The sequence below is a fragment of the Neobacillus sp. S1227 genome (assembly GCF_055385255.1).
This window is the reverse complement of the sequence record NZ_AP038276.1, coordinates 481,510-498,630: the sequence shown is the minus strand read 5'-3', so window position 1 is coordinate 498,630 and position 17,121 is coordinate 481,510. Positions and strand designations below refer to the sequence as shown.

The 17,121-nt window shown below is 41.0% G+C and carries 13 protein-coding genes; 9 read left to right on the top strand and 4 right to left on the bottom strand.

Features of this window, described 5'->3' with window-relative positions:
* Positions 1 to 111 precede the first annotated feature (111 nt).
* The 3 genes from ACZ5AE_RS02485 to ACZ5AE_RS02475 all read left to right on the top strand — a co-directional run bounded on the left by ACZ5AE_RS02485 (position 112) and on the right by ACZ5AE_RS02475 (position 2,239).
* A complete protein-coding gene (locus ACZ5AE_RS02485) occupies positions 112 to 1,551 on the top strand; it encodes a L,D-transpeptidase family protein (RefSeq protein ID WP_464569175.1) in 1,440 nt (479 codons plus the stop codon).
* Between the two features lie 140 nt (positions 1,552 to 1,691).
* Positions 1,692 to 2,012, top strand: a complete 321-nt coding sequence (locus tag ACZ5AE_RS02480) for a YbjQ family protein (protein ID WP_464569173.1) — start codon at positions 1,692 to 1,694, stop codon at positions 2,010 to 2,012.
* A 2-nt stretch (positions 2,013 to 2,014) separates the two neighbouring features.
* The gene (locus ACZ5AE_RS02475) at positions 2,015 to 2,239 is read left to right on the top strand and encodes a hypothetical protein (RefSeq protein WP_464569171.1); all 225 of its coding nucleotides are present in this window, start codon (positions 2,015 to 2,017) and stop codon (positions 2,237 to 2,239) included.
* A gap of 68 nt (positions 2,240 to 2,307) precedes the next feature.
* Here the strand turns inward: ACZ5AE_RS02475 and ACZ5AE_RS02470 are convergent, their stop codons facing one another.
* From ACZ5AE_RS02470 to ACZ5AE_RS02460, 3 genes are all read right to left on the bottom strand, one after another.
* Positions 2,308 to 3,492: an amidohydrolase gene (locus ACZ5AE_RS02470; RefSeq protein ID WP_464569169.1), complete on the bottom strand. Its 1,185-nt coding sequence runs from the start codon at positions 3,490 to 3,492 to the stop codon at positions 2,308 to 2,310.
* A 45-nt stretch (positions 3,493 to 3,537) separates the two neighbouring features.
* Positions 3,538 to 4,953 (bottom strand): MFS transporter, encoded by a 1,416-nt coding sequence (locus ACZ5AE_RS02465; RefSeq protein ID WP_464569167.1) that lies wholly within the window; start codon positions 4,951 to 4,953, stop codon positions 3,538 to 3,540.
* 215 nt (positions 4,954 to 5,168) lie between these two features.
* Positions 5,169 to 7,511 (bottom strand): helix-turn-helix domain-containing protein, encoded by a 2,343-nt coding sequence (locus ACZ5AE_RS02460; RefSeq protein ID WP_464569165.1) that lies wholly within the window; start codon positions 7,509 to 7,511, stop codon positions 5,169 to 5,171.
* 309 nt (positions 7,512 to 7,820) lie between these two features.
* Here ACZ5AE_RS02460 and ahpC point away from each other — a divergent pair, with 309 nt between their 5' ends.
* The 4 genes from ahpC to nspC all read left to right on the top strand — a co-directional run bounded on the left by ahpC (position 7,821) and on the right by nspC (position 12,918).
* Positions 7,821 to 8,384 carry an alkyl hydroperoxide reductase subunit C gene (ahpC, locus tag ACZ5AE_RS02455; RefSeq protein WP_464569163.1) on the top strand — a complete coding sequence of 188 codons (564 nt, stop codon included), beginning with the start codon at positions 7,821 to 7,823 and terminating at the stop codon, positions 8,382 to 8,384.
* A gap of 12 nt (positions 8,385 to 8,396) precedes the next feature.
* On the top strand, positions 8,397 to 9,926 hold the full coding sequence (gene ahpF, locus ACZ5AE_RS02450; RefSeq protein ID WP_464569161.1) for an alkyl hydroperoxide reductase subunit F: 1,530 nt from the start codon (positions 8,397 to 8,399) through the stop codon (positions 9,924 to 9,926).
* A 621-nt stretch (positions 9,927 to 10,547) separates the two neighbouring features.
* Complete coding sequence (locus ACZ5AE_RS02445; RefSeq protein WP_464569159.1) at positions 10,548 to 11,789, top strand: saccharopine dehydrogenase family protein; 1,242 nt, start codon at positions 10,548 to 10,550, stop codon at positions 11,787 to 11,789.
* A gap of 1 nt (position 11,790) precedes the next feature.
* Positions 11,791 to 12,918, top strand: coding sequence for a carboxynorspermidine decarboxylase (nspC, locus tag ACZ5AE_RS02440; protein WP_464569157.1), 1,128 nt, complete (start codon positions 11,791 to 11,793; stop codon positions 12,916 to 12,918).
* A 69-nt stretch (positions 12,919 to 12,987) separates the two neighbouring features.
* On the opposite strand, the gene allB is transcribed toward nspC, so the two are convergent.
* Positions 12,988 to 14,397 (bottom strand): allantoinase AllB, encoded by a 1,410-nt coding sequence (gene allB / locus ACZ5AE_RS02435; RefSeq protein WP_464569155.1) that lies wholly within the window; start codon positions 14,395 to 14,397, stop codon positions 12,988 to 12,990.
* A 185-nt stretch (positions 14,398 to 14,582) separates the two neighbouring features.
* Between allB and allC the strand changes: the two genes are divergently transcribed.
* Together allC and ACZ5AE_RS02425 are read left to right on the top strand one after the other, a co-directional pair.
* A complete protein-coding gene (gene allC, locus ACZ5AE_RS02430) occupies positions 14,583 to 15,836 on the top strand; it encodes an allantoate deiminase (RefSeq protein WP_464569153.1) in 1,254 nt (417 codons plus the stop codon).
* 136 nt (positions 15,837 to 15,972) lie between these two features.
* Positions 15,973 to 17,046, top strand: a complete 1,074-nt coding sequence (locus tag ACZ5AE_RS02425) for an ABC transporter substrate-binding protein (RefSeq protein ID WP_464569151.1) — start codon at positions 15,973 to 15,975, stop codon at positions 17,044 to 17,046.
* Positions 17,047 to 17,121: the final 75 nt, after the last annotated feature.

Sequence of the window (17,121 nt, the reverse complement as noted above, 5' to 3'; positions counted from 1 at the left end):
TAGTTACAATTTAATGCTTTTGTTAAAAAATAGTAAAACTTGAAACACAATCAACATATTTAACGTCTATAAGATTGATAGTTGAAATTACCTAGGGTGGGGGGATTCTTTTTGGAAAGTACGGTAAATATTAATGAAATCAATCAACAACGCGCAAATCCAACAAAACGGTTTGCAAACTGGAAGTTCATCACAGGAAGTATCATCGTTGGTCTTGCAGTCATTGCAGCAGGCAGCTATTATCAGGCCACCCACTTTAACTCAAATATCAAGATTAATAGCATCAAAGTCAGTGGAATGAGTGCTGGGCAAGCGCTGGAAACATTAAAAACTTCCGAATTAAAAAATGTGGTCTATATCGGCGACCAGCAAATTTTAGATGGTGAAGATACGAAGATGGCATTCACAGACAAAGATTTGGCCGATGTTAAAAAATTATTAAAGGACCAATGGACGTTTTTTCCGTCTTCAAAAGCAAAAGATTATTCATTACAGCCAGTGAATCAGGACCAGTACCGAAACCAGACTTTGAAAAAACAGTTGGAAGAAAAGCTGCTATCCATGAATCCGACTTTAAACGCACCAAAAGATGCAACGATTCATTTAGAACAAGGGAAGATTGTTGTCACTAACAGCGTTGGCGGTGAACAGTTAGATGTTGCCGGTCTTCTAAAGGACTTCGATAAGCAGGAATACACTAGTGAAATCCATCTTAATCCTACATATATACAGCCCATTAAAGAAGACAGCGAGATGATAAAAAATCAACAGAAAAAGCTCGAGGCATTCCTTGCGCAATCCGTTGAATATAAGGTTCAGGATAAAGTTTATTCGTTAAAGGCCAGCGAATTAATTAAAAACGCGTCCATTTCTAAAGATTTGCAGATTAAGATTGATGATGCAGGTGATATAAAGAATAAGATCGCTGAAATTAATAATTCACAATCCACGTTGAATAAAGATTTCTCATTCAAGACCCATTCAGGTTCAATGATATCGGTAAAAGGGAAAGGCTATGGCTGGGCCATAAACGTAGATAAAGAAATACCGAGGATTCAGGAGGCTTTTGAAAATGGGGAGAAATCTGTTGACGCCTCCAATATTTACGGTAAGGGCTGGAAAGGTGAAGGCTACGGATATGATACGATTACGAATAATGGTATTGGCGATACTTATGCCGAAGTCTCCATTGCCGAGCAGCGGATTTGGATATACAAAAATGGACAATTAGTTGTCACGACGAATGTCGTAACAGGTACGCAGAACACCGGTCATGGCACAACACCAGGAGTGCATTATATCCTTTATAAGCAAACACCTGCCGTCCTAACCGGAAGAGAAAATGGAAAAATCACTTATCAGGTTGATGTTAATTATTGGGCACCATTTACAAATGACGGCCAAGGATTCCACGACGCCAGCTGGCGGACAAATTGGGGAAGTAAAGCCTATCTTGCGTCAGGATCACACGGCTGCGTCAACACACCGCCAAGCGTTATGAAAACCGTGTACAATAACCTCAGTGCCTATGAGCCAGTTATAGTTTATTAAAGATGACAAAAGGGCCGGTTCTTCTGCTTCATTTTTTAGCAGAAGAACCGGCCCTTTGCACAATAAAAGTAATGGTATTTATATCCAATGGAAAGTAAAATAGACATGTAGGTATTATTTTTGTTAAGGGGCGGATCAGTATGATTATCGTTACAACCGAAAATATTGCAAATCATAAAGTGACAGAAGTATTAGGTCCTGTATTTGGGTTAACTGTCAGGGCGAGAGGAATTGGTAAGGATATCATGGCTTCTTTAAAGGGGCTTGTAGGCGGGGAGATCAATCAGTATACGGAAATGCTTGAAGATGCCAGAAAACAAGCAATCGACCGGATGGTGAAGAATGCTGCGACAATGGGGGCAAACGCAATTATTATGATGCGCTTTGACTCGGGCGAAATCGGACAGAATATGAGTGAAATTGTTGCTTACGGAACAGCTGTTGTTGCGGAAAAAGAATAAACATGAAGTGGATTTTAGGTTTTTACGGCATCCAACTCTTCATCCTGATTATTCTTATCATCCTCTCCTGGTTCATTTGGGACCGCCGCTTCAAGAATAAACATGGACAGCAAGTACCTAAAGGCTTCATCCGAACAAATGAAGTTTCCATTGATCCAACCACAAATAAAAAATTAGTCGTTTACTTCAATCCTGAGACCGGAGAGCGCTTTTATAAAGAAGACTAAACAAAAGGTAAATCCTGGGGAAGGTTCTTCTGCTTTATTTTTTGAGGCAGAAGAACCACCCCCTTCCATCATATTCCATAATAACCGCAAACAACCTGGCCGACAGCTTTTGCGGCCACTAAAAGGGCATCTTCGTCGATATCGAATTTAGGATGGTGGTTGAAGTATGGTTTTTCCACCCCTTTTGGTGTACAGCAAATGTAGAAGAAGCAGGCCGGGAATTTTTTTGCATAGTGTGCAAAGTCTTCGGATGGAGACAACTTTGGAAATTCCCTTACTTCTGTAATATCTTTATCATTTGCGTTCTTGAGAACCTCTGCGACCATCCCCGTAAGTTCCGGATTATTATAAAGCGGCGGATAGTCTGGTGTATACGTCAACTCACAAGTGACATCAAATTCTTCCTCAACCCCTTTTGAAATACGGCGAATTTCTGCTTCGATTAACTCCCGGGTTTCATCTGTCATGGCCCGAACATCGCCTTCAATTTCCACACTATCTTTAATGACATTAAAGGTGCCCTTCCCATCAAATGACCCAATGGTGACGACGCCCATATCAAATGGGTTTAAGCGGCGGCTGATAACGGTTTGAACAGCCGTTACAAAATGAGCTCCGGCGACAATCGCATCATTGGCTAAATGCGGCGAAGAACCATGACCGCCTACCCCTTGGACCTTTAATTTAAAATAGGCACGCCCTGGAAAGACAAATCCGCTGTTATATCCAACAACCCCGGAAGGTCCCATAGGCAGTAAATGAATACCGAAAATATTGTCCAAATCATCAAGCAGCCCTGATTCAATCATGCCGATTGCGCCGCCTGGCGGTACTTCTTCAGCAGGCTGGTGAATAATTTTAATCGTACCAGGAATTTCATCCTTTAACTGGATTAAACAGTCTGCCAGAACCATGAGATAGGCAGTATGGCCGTCATGTGCGCAGGCATGCATGACACCCGGTTTTTTTGATTTAAATGGTACATCTGTTTCTTCAAAAATAGGCAGGGCATCGAAATCAGCGCGTAATCCAATCGTCTTCCCTGGCTTTCCGCCTGTTATCGTCACAATTAATCCATTGCCGCCGCCCACTTTCCGATCGACCTTAACATCTTTCCCTTTGTAAAATTCTTCGATATATCTGCTTGTGTTTTCTTCTTCAAACGATAGTTCAGGATGTTCATGAAGATATCGGCGAATTTCTATCATTTCTTCTTTACGCTCTTCTAACATTTCCATTAGTTTGTTCTTCATTACCAGTTCCTCCATTCAATCTTTTTTGCAAAAATTCTCCGCACATTAACTTGCTTGGGGTTTGGCCATTATTACACGCTCCCGCTCTTTCTCTTTCCCTGCATTTTGCGGAACCATGACGATAATTGATAACAGTGCCAGCACACCAAAGATCACATTCACGATCACACCTGCGGTTGCTGCGACTTCAATGCTGGTAACGGCCGCCATTGTGCTGTATACCGTTGCGGAAATCGCCACACCGAAGGCGCCGCCAAGCGAACTTGCCATTTTATAAATTCCAGCTGCTTCCCCCACTTTATTGGACGGGGCATTGGATACTGAAGTATCAGTAGAAGGTGTTGCATAAATTCCAAGTCCCAGGCCAAATAAAGCAAAGCCAATAAACACGGCAATGGTATATGGTAAGTCATTCAAAAAGGTTAATCCCATCATTGCAACGCCAACAGTTGTAATAATCGTTCCCCAAATCATTGGTTTCTTTGCCCCAACTTTTTGAAGAATTTTCTCTCCAACACGAATCATGGCTAACACAGCAACCAAGTAGCCGAGTGAAAGCATACCTGATTGGAAGGCTGTGAATCCCCTGCCGACTTGTACGTAAGTGTTTGCGACAACAAGTGTGCCTGCAATCGCATTTAATAGGAAGTTTGAATAGGTTGCTCCTGCATATGGTTTATTTTTAAATAAAGAAAAGTCAATTAGTACGATATCTTTGTTTTTTTCAACCTTGAAAAAGACAATTGCTCCAACAATCGCAACTGTTGCAAGAATGATGGTGGTTGGGCTTGTCCAGCCTAAATCTGCTCCAAAAGCGATAAATACGTTTAACGCAAGCATGGTAATAATGAAGATGACTAAGCCCGCATAATCGAATTTAAAAGCACCAGATGTTTCTCCCTTACTCTCTGGAGTATCCTTGATTAGGAACATACCAAGAAGAGCAAATATGATGGAAAAAATAAAAATCCATCTCCATCCCATGTAGGTAGCAATTGCGCCCCCGGCGAACGAACAGACCCCTGATCCTCCCCAAGAACCGATGGACCAAAAGCTTAATGCCCGCTGCCTGTCCGCTCCTTCATAATACGCTTTTACTAACGCAATGGTTGCCGGCATAATACATGCTGCAGATAAGCCTTGAATGATACGTCCGATAATTAGAAGAACCGCCCCTTGGGCAAACACTAAACAAAGTGAGCCGATAATGCTTAAAATCAATCCAATATTAGTAATTTTTTTACGGCCTATTTTATCTGCGAGCCCGCCCGCAGCTACAATAAACATCCCTGAAAATAAAGCACTTAAACTAATCGCAACATTCAACGCCTCGAGCGATACCCCTAAATCTGCTTGAACAGATGGAACGACGTTGACCATTGCTTGTGCAAACAGCCAGAATGTAATAACGCCAAACACAATCCCGGTAATTAATTTATTAGAACCTTTATAGGTCATCATAAATTCCTCCTTGACCAATATAATTTGTTTTTTGTGTCTTGGTTAAACTGCAAACTTTTAAAAGTAAAACAGGTGATTTAAATCATCTTGTGCCTCTATTATAAAAAAATGACCCCTTTTAAATGGAGTCATTTTTTGTGCAGATTACGGTATCGTCAAAGGCATTTATTAACTTGAAAAATAGGAACGCAAAATTTCACGGTCAATTTTTTACCTTATAGAATTACTTTTCTTATTTCAAAAAAGTGAACCGCATTAATAGTTAGATAGGAGTAAAACGACCACTCCTCATCAATCATTTCATCAAAAACCTCTAAACTTGGATGGCTTGTCCGGATAATATAGTCAATAATCTCTTGGTCCATCCCATATTTACTATTGTTTTCCCGCCAGTTTTTATAAAGGGCCCCATGGTCTTTATCAAAGACATATTTGCGTATTTGATATTCACCACTAGGAATTCCTCTAATCGTAACCCGCGTTTCTCTCATTAATTTTTGCAGAAAAGTTTCTTCATTTGAAAAATAGGGGTTCACAATATTACTGTTCATTAACACAAGCTGATAGCCGAGTTCATTTTCTGTCATGATATATGACGATCCCTTTGCGACTACTTTACCTTGCAATTTTTTGAAAAATGACATGGCATAATAGACAGGCCGCTTGCCATTAAAATAATGAAACAACTCCATTCCTTCTAGAGGAAGATCTTTTCCTCCGATATTTTGCTCATGTGTTTCGGTATTAATCCAGAAACCGAGCGTTTTCACGTCAGCTGAAACTTTAATGGCATCATTCAAGATTAAAGCACCCCGGAAAAAGGTTCCGTTCGTATAACGGGTATTTCCTGAAATGGTGTTCCAAGTCAGCAAATGCAGCGGCTTCTCAATGGAATGTGCTTTTAAATATTGCTTTAATTTTGCCGTTTTTTCCTTTATAAAATCTTTTGCTAATCCATAATGATGGTCGATTAATTCTTTAAAATCGATCACTTCATTAGGGCTCACTTTATAGGAGATAAAATCAATTTCCGCAGCTTGCTGCAAAATCCATTTATACTGGTCATTTGTTGTACCTGCGGTAAATGAAAAAGGTAAAAACGCCCCTACTTCAATCGAAGGAATTTCTGTTTTTATTAAATTCCGTAGTTTCAAATAAAATTTCTCTAATTGTTTACTCTCAAAAACCTGATCAAATGTCTCTGAAAATAAAAAGCACCATGTGGCAAGATAACTTTCACCGAATACTTGTAAGCAGTGTTTTAAAAAGCTCTGCAGTTTATGAAGATAAACATTTTCATCGGATGATATTTCGGCATAGTTTACTTGAATATATAAGGACAAATCATTCGTTTTCATAAACTGAATGACTTCATCTGAATTATAATACGGTGATGTCGTCGGTATTAATTCATCTGTTTCTACCGCTGGAGAGATTGTCCTCCCACTCAGTAATTTCTGAATTCCAACATATTTGATTTGTAAATCTGTTTTTGCTAACAGTACTTGTGTTCGAACGGGTTTCTTCAGTAATTCCCTCAGTTCGCCAATCATTAAAATATTATTCGGATGGTTTAATATTTTTCTGTTTACCGAACTCACATCAATTTCTAGCTCTTCAAAGCCAGTTTCCGTATTACTAAAGGGTTTAGTAGTTTCACCTTCTGCTATAACAACGCCTAATTTCATTAATATATCAGGAGAACTAAGAAGGATCTCTGATTCTTGCAGCAGAAGGCTTTCAACTATAACAACTTTTTCCTGTGAGTGTTTTTCACGAAAGGTATGCGGCGTTTCCCCATAAACCTTTTTAAACAAATTCGAAAAAGATTTGGTATTAGGAAAGCCATTTTTCAATGATATATACGTAATTGATTCGGTTGTATAGAGCAAATCCTTAACGCTGTGCTCTAAACGAATATTCATTAAAAAATTGATAAAGCCTGTACCTAATTGCTGTTTAAAATATCGAGAGAAATAACTGGGAGACAGATAAAATTTATGAGCAACGTCCTCTAATGCGAGCTGTTCTTCATAATGCTGTTCAAGATATAAGATAATCTGTTTCAGCCTGGTATCCTCGACATGAATATTCTCAGAAATCCTTCCCTGCTTTTTAAATCGTCGAATTAAAGTGATTAAAATCTTACAAAGCATTTCGTGCATTTCAAGACGGTAGCCTTCTTCCTGTCTACAATAAATAACCATTAATTGTGCAAGTAGTTTCCGCATTTCCAACATCAAATTTTCTTTACCTCTATCTATTTGCCGGGAAAACAATTCAAATTGATAACGACGGTACTCCGGATAATATTGCGAAATAAAAGAATCAGAAATACTTAATGTCAATACCGTATTTTTCTTCGTACCTTGGACTTGATATATTTGATTTCGGTTAATAACAAGGTAATCATATTCTTTAAGGTGATAAAATCGGCTATTCGTTTCAATCACTAATTCACCATCAAGGACAAGGAAAATTTCAATTCCCGAATACAAAGTGGATGATAAAAGCGCAATATTTTGTAAACGTAACTCAAAGTCTTTTTCCGCTGCCACTTGTTTCACTCCTTCATTTATTCATTGTATCCAAAAAAGATGAATGGGGACGGTTCTTTTGAATCATTTAATTGAGAAATGCTAATAACAATTGAAAATTAGAGTTTTTTTGTCAGCATATTAATTGGTGCTAATTATTTTAAATAAGAGTTCATTCTCCTTGACAAAACGACAATATTTATATAATAATATCTCTTGTATTAGAATTATTTTAAAAAACTAATTATAATTAAAAGCATAATAATTAGTTTCTGTAATTTTGGCTATACTGCTAAAGTGAACTATTTAAAACACAGGAGGAATCACATTATGTCTTTAATCGGTAAAGAAGTACAACCATTCTTAGCACAAGCTTACCAAAACGGTGAGTTTATCTCAGTTTCTGAAGAAACTTTCAAAGGTAAATGGAGCGTCCTTTGCTTCTATCCAGCAGACTTCACATTCGTATGCCCGACTGAATTAGAAGACCTGCAAAACCAATATGCAACTCTAAAAGATCTTGGCGTTGAAGTATACTCTTGTTCAACAGACACTCACTTCACTCATAAAGCATGGCATGATCACTCACCAGCTATCAGCAAAATCGAGTATGTTATGATCGGCGACCCTTCCCAAAAGGTTACTCGTGCATTCGATGTGCTTGACGAAGCAGAAGGTCTTGCACAACGCGGAACTTTCATCATCGATCCGGACGGTGTTATCCAAGCAATGGAAATCAATGCAGATGGCATTGGCCGTGATGCAAGCACAATCGTTAACAAGATTAAAGCTGCACAATACGTTCGCAACAACCCAGGTGAAGTTTGCCCTGCTAAATGGCAAGAAGGAGCTCAAACTCTTAAGCCTAGCCTTGATCTAGTTGGCAAAATTTAAGGAGTCCTAACCATGATTCTAGATGCAGATATAAAAGCACAACTAGCCCAATATCTTCAAATGATGGAGGGCGATGTGCAACTTAAAGTTAGCGCTGGATCTGATGATGTGTCTCGTGACATGCTGGCCCTAACGGATGAATTAGCTGCCATGTCAACCCGTATTAAGGTTGAGAAAACAGAATTGCAGAGAACGCCAAGCTTTAGTGTAAATCGGATTGGAGAAGACACGGGGGTAACATTTGCCGGAGTCCCACTTGGACACGAATTTACTTCCCTAGTGTTGGCACTGCTTCAGGTTAGCGGAAGAGCACCGAAGGTTGACCAAAAAGTCATCGACCAAGTGAAAAACATAAAAGGTGAATATCACTTTGAGACTTACGTTAGCCTAACCTGCCACAACTGTCCTGATGTTGTACAAGCACTGAACGTGATGAGCGTTCTTAACCCCGGCATCTCTCATACAATGATTGATGGTGCGGCATTTAAAGAAGAAGTTGAGAGCAAAGACATCATGGCTGTTCCAACGGTTTTCCTAAATGGTGAAAGCTTCGGCAGCGGCCGTATGTCACTAGAAGAGATCCTTGCCAAGATTGGCAGTGAACCAGATGCATCCGAGTTTGCTAACAAGGAGCCATTCGATGTTCTTGTTATCGGCGGCGGTCCTGCTGGTGCCAGTGCGGCAATTTACGCTGCACGTAAAGGCATTCGCACTGGTATTGTGGCAGAACGCTTCGGCGGACAGGTGATGGACACTCTGGGTATCGAGAACCTAATCGGCACGAAATACACTGAAGGTCCTAAGCTTGCAGCGAGTCTCGAAGAGCATGTGAAAGAGTACAACGTTGATATTATGAATTTACAGCGTGCGAAACGCCTGGAAAAAAATGACCTTGTCGAAGTTGAGCTTGAAAACGGCGCTGTTCTAAAAAGTAAGACAGTCATCCTTTCAACAGGTGCACGCTGGCGTAATGTCGGTGTTCCAGGCGAAGCTGAATTCAAAAACAAGGGTGTTGCCTACTGCCCTCACTGTGATGGTCCATTGTTTGCCGGCAAAGACGTTGCTGTTATCGGCGGAGGTAATTCCGGCGTTGAGGCTGCAATTGACCTTGCGGGTATTGTCAAACACGTAACTGTTATTGAATTTGCTCCGGAGCTGAAGGCTGATTCCGTCCTGCAAGACCGCCTAAACAGCCTTCCTAATGCAACAGTCATCAAGAACGCACAAACAAAAGAAATTACCGGTACTGACAAAGTAAACGGTATTACCTATATTGATCGTGCAACCGGCGAAGAACACCATGTTGAATTACAAGGTGTGTTCGTTCAAATCGGCCTTGTTCCTAACACCGAATGGTTAGAAGGTACGGTTGAACGTACTCGCTTCGGTGAAGTTATTGTGGACAAGCACGGCGCTACGACCATCCCTGGAGTCTTTGCTGCAGGCGATTGTACCGACAGCGCATTCAAACAAATCATCATTTCAATGGGATCAGGAGCAACTGCAGCCTTAGGCGCATTTGATTATCTGATCAGAAATTAAAACATGGGGACGGTTCCTCAGCTTCATTTTGAAGTTGAAGAACCGTCCCTTTGCGTTTATTTGATGTATTAGAACAGTCCCCAAACACCACCAATTTTTGTTAATTTAAAAAAAGTTTAAAAATCTATTGACATTTATCTCATATATGGATAATATGAAGAAGCGTTATTTTGGAAAGCTAAAATATATCTTATTCTTGAGTCTTTCCAAGCAGATAATTTTGACCACTTCCTAACGGGAGTTAAGGCAACGGTTCGCCGGGTCAAATGCCGATTGGCAACTTGGTTGCCTTATTGATTGAGTTAAAAGCTCAAATTTTATAAGTTGGTTACTTTACAACCAGTGCATATGCACACAACTTGTGAAACGGTCAATAAGAGTAGTAAAAGTAATTATTTGCTATATAGACTCTGATCAAATTTGATATATTTGAATATTAATTAGCTTTCTTCATAATGTCCAATTGACGATTATGGTAGAGGTATCCGTGCATTTTTACGACGGTATACTTATGCTTTTTAATATGACGACTATATCTAAAGCAAGTGTTGTGCGCGATAATATGCGAATTACACTTGCTTTTTTTGTTGGAAAAATATTACTAAGTGAGGGGATATCAAAATGGGTAAAGCACTTATTATCGGGGCTGGCGGCGTAGCATCTGTTGCCGTTCATAAATGTGTTCAAAACAGCGAAGTATTCGAAGAGATTTGTATTGCAAGCCGTACAAAATCAAAATGTGACGAGCTTAAAGCTAAATTAGACGGCACAACCAAAACAAAAATTACCACTGCTCAAGTAAATGCAGACAACGTTGATGAGCTAATCGCGTTAATTAATGAAGTAAAACCAGATATCGTTATGAACCTGGCGTTACCGTACCAAGACCTAACCATCATGGATGCTTGTCTTGCTACTAAAACACATTACATGGACACAGCTAACTATGAGCCTGAAGATACTGCTAAATTTGAATACAAATGGCAATGGGAATACAAAGAGCGCTTTGAAAAAGCCGGTATTACTGCCCTTTTAGGAAGCGGCTTTGACCCAGGCGTGACAGGCGTATTCTCTGCTTATGCATTAAAACATTATTTCGATGAAATTGAATACATCGACATCCTCGATTGTAACGGCGGCGACCATGGCTATCCGTTCGCGACTAACTTTAATCCAGAAATCAACATCCGTGAGGTTTCTGCTAACGGACGTTATTGGGAAAATGGAGAATGGATTGAAACGGAGCCAATGGAAATCAAACGCGTATACAACTTCAAGGAAGTTGGCGAAAAGGATATGTATCTTCTATATCATGAAGAGCTTGAATCCCTTGCGAAAAACATGCCAGGACTTAAGCGTATCCGTTTCTTCATGACATTCGGCCAAAGCTACCTTATGCACCTTAAAGCTCTTGAGAACGTTGGAATGACTTCTATCGAACCAATCGAATTTGAAGGAAAGCAAATCATTCCGCTTCAGTTCCTGAAAGCAGTATTACCAGATCCTGCTTCCCTTGGACCTCGTACAGTTGGTAAAACTAACATCGGCTGTATCTTCAAAGGGAAAAAGGACGGCAAAGAAAAAACTTATTACGTATACAATGTTTGTGACCACCAAGAGTGCTACAAAGAGGTTGGTTCTCAAGCTATTTCCTATACAACAGGTGTTCCAGCCATGATCGGCGCTGCCATGATTTTAACGGGCAAATGGAACAAAGCTGGCGTTTACAATATCGAAGAATTCGATCCAGATCCATTCATGGAAGAGTTAAACAAATGGGGACTTCCATGGGTAGAGGATTTCAATCCAGTTCTTGTTGATGAACTGCCAGAAGACGCAAAAAAGCCGGAGCTAGTTCGCTAAAATGCGGTTTGAAGAACTGCCAACACCATGTTATGTAGTCGATGAAGAGCTTGTTGAAAAAAATCTTAAAATCCTTAACGGCGTTATGCAGCGTACCGGAGCGAAGATTGTTTTAGCGCAAAAAGCTTTTTCTATGACAACAATGTATCCCCTCATTGGACAATATTTAAGTGGTACTACAGCAAGCGGTTTGTTTGAAGCACGATTAGGCTACGAAGAAATGGGCAAAGAGAATCACGTCTTTGCCCCTGCCTACCGTGAAGATGAAATTGATGAAATCATTTCGATTTGTGACCATATTATCTTTAACTCTTTCTCACAGTTAGAAAAATTTAAGGATAAAGCCTTGAAAGCGGGCCGAAAAGTGGGCTTGCGCATCAATCCGGAATGCTCCACCCAAGTTGGACATGCGATCTATGACCCATGTTCACCTGGTTCCCGTTTCGGCGTCACTAGAGAACTTTTCCGTCCAGAATTACTTGAAGGTGTGTCAGGTCTTCATTTCCACACCCTTTGTCAGCAAAATTCTGACGACCTAGAAACAACTCTAAATGCAGTCGAAGAAAAATTTGGCGAATGGCTCCCGCAAATGGAATGGATTAACTTTGGCGGCGGCCACCATATTACAAGAGAAGATTACGATATTCCTAGACTAGAAGCTTGTATTAAAAGAATGCAAGAAAAGTACGGCTTGGAAGTATATCTTGAGCCTGGCGAAGCAATTGCTCTAAATGCTGGCTATCTGATTACATCTGTCCTTGATTTACATCAAAACAAAATGGATATCGCTATTCTTGACACGTCTGCAACCTGTCATATGCCTGACGTATTAGAAATGCCTTACCGCCCTCCTCTCTTTGGTTCAGGGGAAGCCGGCGAGAAGCCATATACATATCGTCTTGGCGGGCAGACTTGCCTGACAGGCGATGTGATTGGCGATTATTCATTTGACCAGCCATTAAAAAGCGGCGACCGCTTGGTGTTCGGTGATATGGCCATCTATACCATGGTTAAAAATACTACCTTCAACGGCATGGGACTTCCTGCCATTGCAGTAAAAGGCAAAGACGGCGATTGCAAAATTGTTCGTGAATTTGGATATCAAGATTTTAAAATGCGCTTAGCTTAAAAAATTATCTATAAAAAACCAGACTCTGAAATATTGAGTCTGGTTTTTTACTAACACAGGAATTCATAATTATTTTGAACACAGAAATTTCCGATGAATTTTATAAGAATTTTCTCCCTCTTCTATTTGCATCACCTGCTCCCCCTGCGGTTCCCCAACGATTCCTTCCCCCAGACTATAGACTAATTTTCCGCGCAGGAAGGTTTTGGTAACACAAGCCCCAATATTCATTCCGATATACGGACTATGAGGATTTTTGTAATACAGATTCTCTTTACGAACAGTATGGGACTGGTCAGGGTCGATAAATATAAGGTCAGCGTCAAAACCGACAGCAATTTCCCCTTTCCCCTGCAATGAGAATCTTTTAGCAGGATGAGTTGCAATCAGTTTGGCAAAATAATCGACACTCATTCTGCGCTTCTTCACGGCTAAATCAAACATCACGTCAACACTATTTTGGGCGCCCGAAATTCCACCGTGTGCTTCGAATATGTTTCCTTGTTTTAAATCCGCTGTACAAGGGGAATGGTCAGAACTGATCCAATCTATTTTTCCATCAAGCAGGCATTCCCAAAGTGCTTCCTGTTCCCTTGGATAACGAAGTGGTGGCTGGCATTTAGCCACAGAACCAATACGCCCCAAATCATCAGCATTCAGAGCGAAGTAGTGCGGGCATGATTCAAGTGTAATATTAATACCCTCCAGCTTTGCTTTTTGAATTAAATGAACTGCCTCGGCGGAACTGACGTGAACGATATGTACAGGACAGCCTGTCTCTTTTGCAAACAAAATCACCCGTGATACCGCTTCGGCTTCTGCCAGGATTGGACGAGAATCGACAAAGTCGTAGGTACTCGTTTTCCCTTCTTCAATTTTTTTCTTTTCCAAACCATCCGTGACTTGGTCATTTTCACAATGAATGAGCAGGATTTTCCCAAGTGTTGCAATTCGTTTCATACCTTCCAAAAGGGTATAATCATCAATGCTCCTGAAATCCCCTGGCACACCCGTTTGATAGGTTGATAGAAAACACTTAAATGCAACAGCTCCAGCATCTGCAAGTGCTTCTAAATCATCAAGGTTATCAGGAGTCAGCCCACCGTAAAAAGCGTAATCAATATAATTTTTGCCGGAAGCGAGTTTCTCCTTCTCCTCAAGGGCTTCCCTTGTCGTAGTGGCCGGTAATGCGTTAAGCGGCATATCAATATAAGTAGTTACGCCTCCAGCAGCAAGCGCACTCGAACCGGTTACAAACCCCTCCCAGTCTGTTCGGCCAGGCTCATTCATATGAACATGAGTATCGATCATACCAGGAAGGATATACTGCCCCTTAGCGTCAATCACCTCTATCGCGTTCATCCTTGGTATGGCCTCTCCAATCAACGAAATCCTCCCCTCCGTAATCATGATTTCTCCTTCCACTAGTCCATTTCCAGTTACAATTTTACCGTTCGTGATGATTTTTGCTCCCGCCATGTTCCATACTCACCTCTTTAAAATTAATATTGTCCCTAATCATAACAAAAGATTAGGAGTTTTAAAGTATTGTGTAAGAAAACCTAACAAATAACTTGCAATACCACTGCCTTCAATACGATGATAGAAACCAAAATAAAAGAAAACAACACAAAACACTAGTTGTTTTCCGAAAGGATGATTTTATGTCAAAACATAATGTAAAAGAAAATGACTCTAAAACGATGTCCACAAATGGTGCCTGTCACCCATTATTAAAATGGCTTGCCGAGTACGGAAAAACGGCCGAAGATGGGATTACCCGGCTTGTTTACACGGATTCCTGGCTGCAGGCACAGCAGGCATTAAAAGAATGGCTGGAGAAGGAAGGTTTTTCTGTTGAGATTGATGCCGCTGGAAATCTGCTTGCGAGTATCGAAGGCTCCAGTTTACCGCATGAAGTGGTGTTGACGGGCTCGCATTTGGATAGTGTGGTAAATGGGGGAATTTATGACGGCCAGTATGGAATTATAGGTGGAGCGCTGGCCATCATCCTACTTCTCAAAAAATATGGGCAGCCAAAAAAAACGCTTCAGCTTGTTGCCTTTGCAGAAGAAGAAGGGAGCCGTTTTCCATATGCCATGTGGGGAAGCAGAAACATGTTTGGCCAAGCGAGGCTAAAAGATGTAGAGGGCATTATGGATGCTGAAGGCGTATCCATGATAGAAGCAATGACTGCGTTTGGCTATTCAGGCAAACAGCAACCGAAACATGATGTGAAAGCTTTTATTGAGCTGCATATTGAACAAGGCAGTGTCCTTGAGAAGGAAAACAAAGAAATTGGAATCGTTCACTCCATTGTAGGCCAGCGCAGATTTCTTGTGACCATACAAGGTGAAACCAATCATGCGGGAACAACGCCAATGAGCTATCGCCGTGATCCCATGAAAGCGGCCAGCATGATGATTAGCCGGGTGATGACGCTGGCTGATGAAGCTAGGGATCCTCTCGTTGCCACAGTAGGTAAGTTTGAATTAGAGCCAAACATTCCCAATGTCGTCCCTGGAAAAGCAACATTTACCCTAGATATCCGCCACATCCATGCATCCGTATTAGAAACGTTCACCAGCCTGGCAGCAGCAGAAATCCACTCCATAGCAGAACAACAAAAGGTCGAGGTGCAAATCGAAACTTGGTTTACCTCTGAACCCGTCCCGATGGATGAAAAGATCATTAAGCTCTTGAGCGAATGCTGTGAAGAAAGGAATATTCCGTACAAGCTCATGCATAGTGGGGCGGCTCATGATGCCCAGGTCGTGGCAGCTGTTGTTCCAACTGCGATGGTATTTGTTCCGAGTCAGGCAGGAATCAGTCATTCCCCCCTTGAGTATACAAATGATCAAGCACTGGAAAATGGAATTGATGTGCTCGCGGAAACGTTGCGCCGGCTCGCTTATTAACTGATTTTTTTAAAATGAGAAAAAAATCCATGTTACAAAACCTTACAAGATAGTTGTCACCAAACCCATCAAGTAGGATGATAGAGTCAAATTTCAGTAAAAAACAAATAAATGATTTTTGAAAGGGTGGTTGTTTATGAGAAAAAAAGTTTTATCGATGATTTTATGCAGTGTAATTCTATTTGTCCTTAGTGCTTGCGGAGCAGCTTCAAAAGAAAGCACTGCTTCCGATTCTTCAAAAGTGTCGACAGAATCCAATAGACAGAAGACAGATGGATCAGCTGAAATCAAACTTGGTTATGCAACCTGTGCTCACTGTTTAGCGATGTCCTTACTCCCTGATTATATTGAAAACGTAAAGGTGGATGCAAAGAACTTCCCTTCTGGTAACGACGTCTTAACCGCTCTAGTATCCGGCAGCCTTGACGTGGCCCAGGTAACCTATCTTCACTACATAACCGCATTGGATAAAGGCTTAGACTTAGTAGCGATTTCCGGTCAAATTAACGGCGGTTCTGAAATTCTCGTTGGCAACGACATCTCTCTAAAAGAGGATGATTGGGATGGTTTTAAGAAACTGGTTGAGGACCGTATGAAATCAGGTAAAAAATTAAAAGTAGCAGCATCCCGTGGGAATGCACAGGATATCCACATGCGCGGAGAGTTCGCGAAACATGGCATCGATCCTGTGAAAGACATAGAGTTCATAAATATCGCCAATCCTGCTGATCACGCAAGTGCATTAGAAAGCGGGCAGGTCGATGCCATTTCAACAGTGGAACCATTTGCTTCGCAAATACGCCTGAACCATTCAGGTAAACACTTCGCCTATCCATATGACCAGGCGGCAGGCAATTTGACGAACTTAATTGTAACTCGTTCAGAGGTTGTTAAAGAGCATAAGGAAGAACTTCAGGAAGTGGTAAACGGCGTGGTGAAATTAGTAGACAATCTAAAACAAGATAACCATCTCTGGCTAGAGGTCATCAGTGAAAAAACATCCTTATCTGAAGACGTAGGAAAAGAAGCCCTTAAAAACTCTTTCCCGGATTACAATATGCATCAAAAGGAAACTCTTGCGATCGCGAAAATGATGAAGGACTTGAACTACATTCAGACGGATGTGAAGGAACGAGCAGCGAAAAATATGGACTATCGTTTCCTGGTGAAGGCAACTGGCATGACTGAAAAAGAGCTTGGTAAAGAATAACCGATATTCTATTAAAATCTAAATTTATACAGGAAAGCGGGCGGATTCTCCCCCGCCCCTGCTATCTGAAAACTG

Coding starts and splice junctions, on each gene's coding strand:
- ACZ5AE_RS02480 (WP_464569173.1), top strand. CDS start 1,692: ATGATTATCGTTACAACCGAAAATATTGCAAATCATAAAGTGACAGAA.
- ACZ5AE_RS02475 (WP_464569171.1), top strand. CDS start 2,015: ATGAAGTGGATTTTAGGTTTTTACGGCATCCAACTCTTCATCCTGATT.
- ACZ5AE_RS02470 (WP_464569169.1), bottom strand. CDS start 3,492: ATGAAGAACAAACTAATGGAAATGTTAGAAGAGCGTAAAGAAGAAATG.
- ACZ5AE_RS02465 (WP_464569167.1), bottom strand. CDS start 4,953: ATGATGACCTATAAAGGTTCTAATAAATTAATTACCGGGATTGTGTTT.
- ahpC (WP_464569163.1), top strand. CDS start 7,821: ATGTCTTTAATCGGTAAAGAAGTACAACCATTCTTAGCACAAGCTTAC.
- ahpF (WP_464569161.1), top strand. CDS start 8,397: ATGATTCTAGATGCAGATATAAAAGCACAACTAGCCCAATATCTTCAA.
- ACZ5AE_RS02445 (WP_464569159.1), top strand. CDS start 10,548: ATGGGTAAAGCACTTATTATCGGGGCTGGCGGCGTAGCATCTGTTGCC.
- nspC (WP_464569157.1), top strand. CDS start 11,791: ATGCGGTTTGAAGAACTGCCAACACCATGTTATGTAGTCGATGAAGAG.
- allB (WP_464569155.1), bottom strand. CDS start 14,397: ATGGCGGGAGCAAAAATCATCACGAACGGTAAAATTGTAACTGGAAAT.
- allC (WP_464569153.1), top strand. CDS start 14,583: ATGTCAAAACATAATGTAAAAGAAAATGACTCTAAAACGATGTCCACA.
- ACZ5AE_RS02425 (WP_464569151.1), top strand. CDS start 15,973: ATGAGAAAAAAAGTTTTATCGATGATTTTATGCAGTGTAATTCTATTT.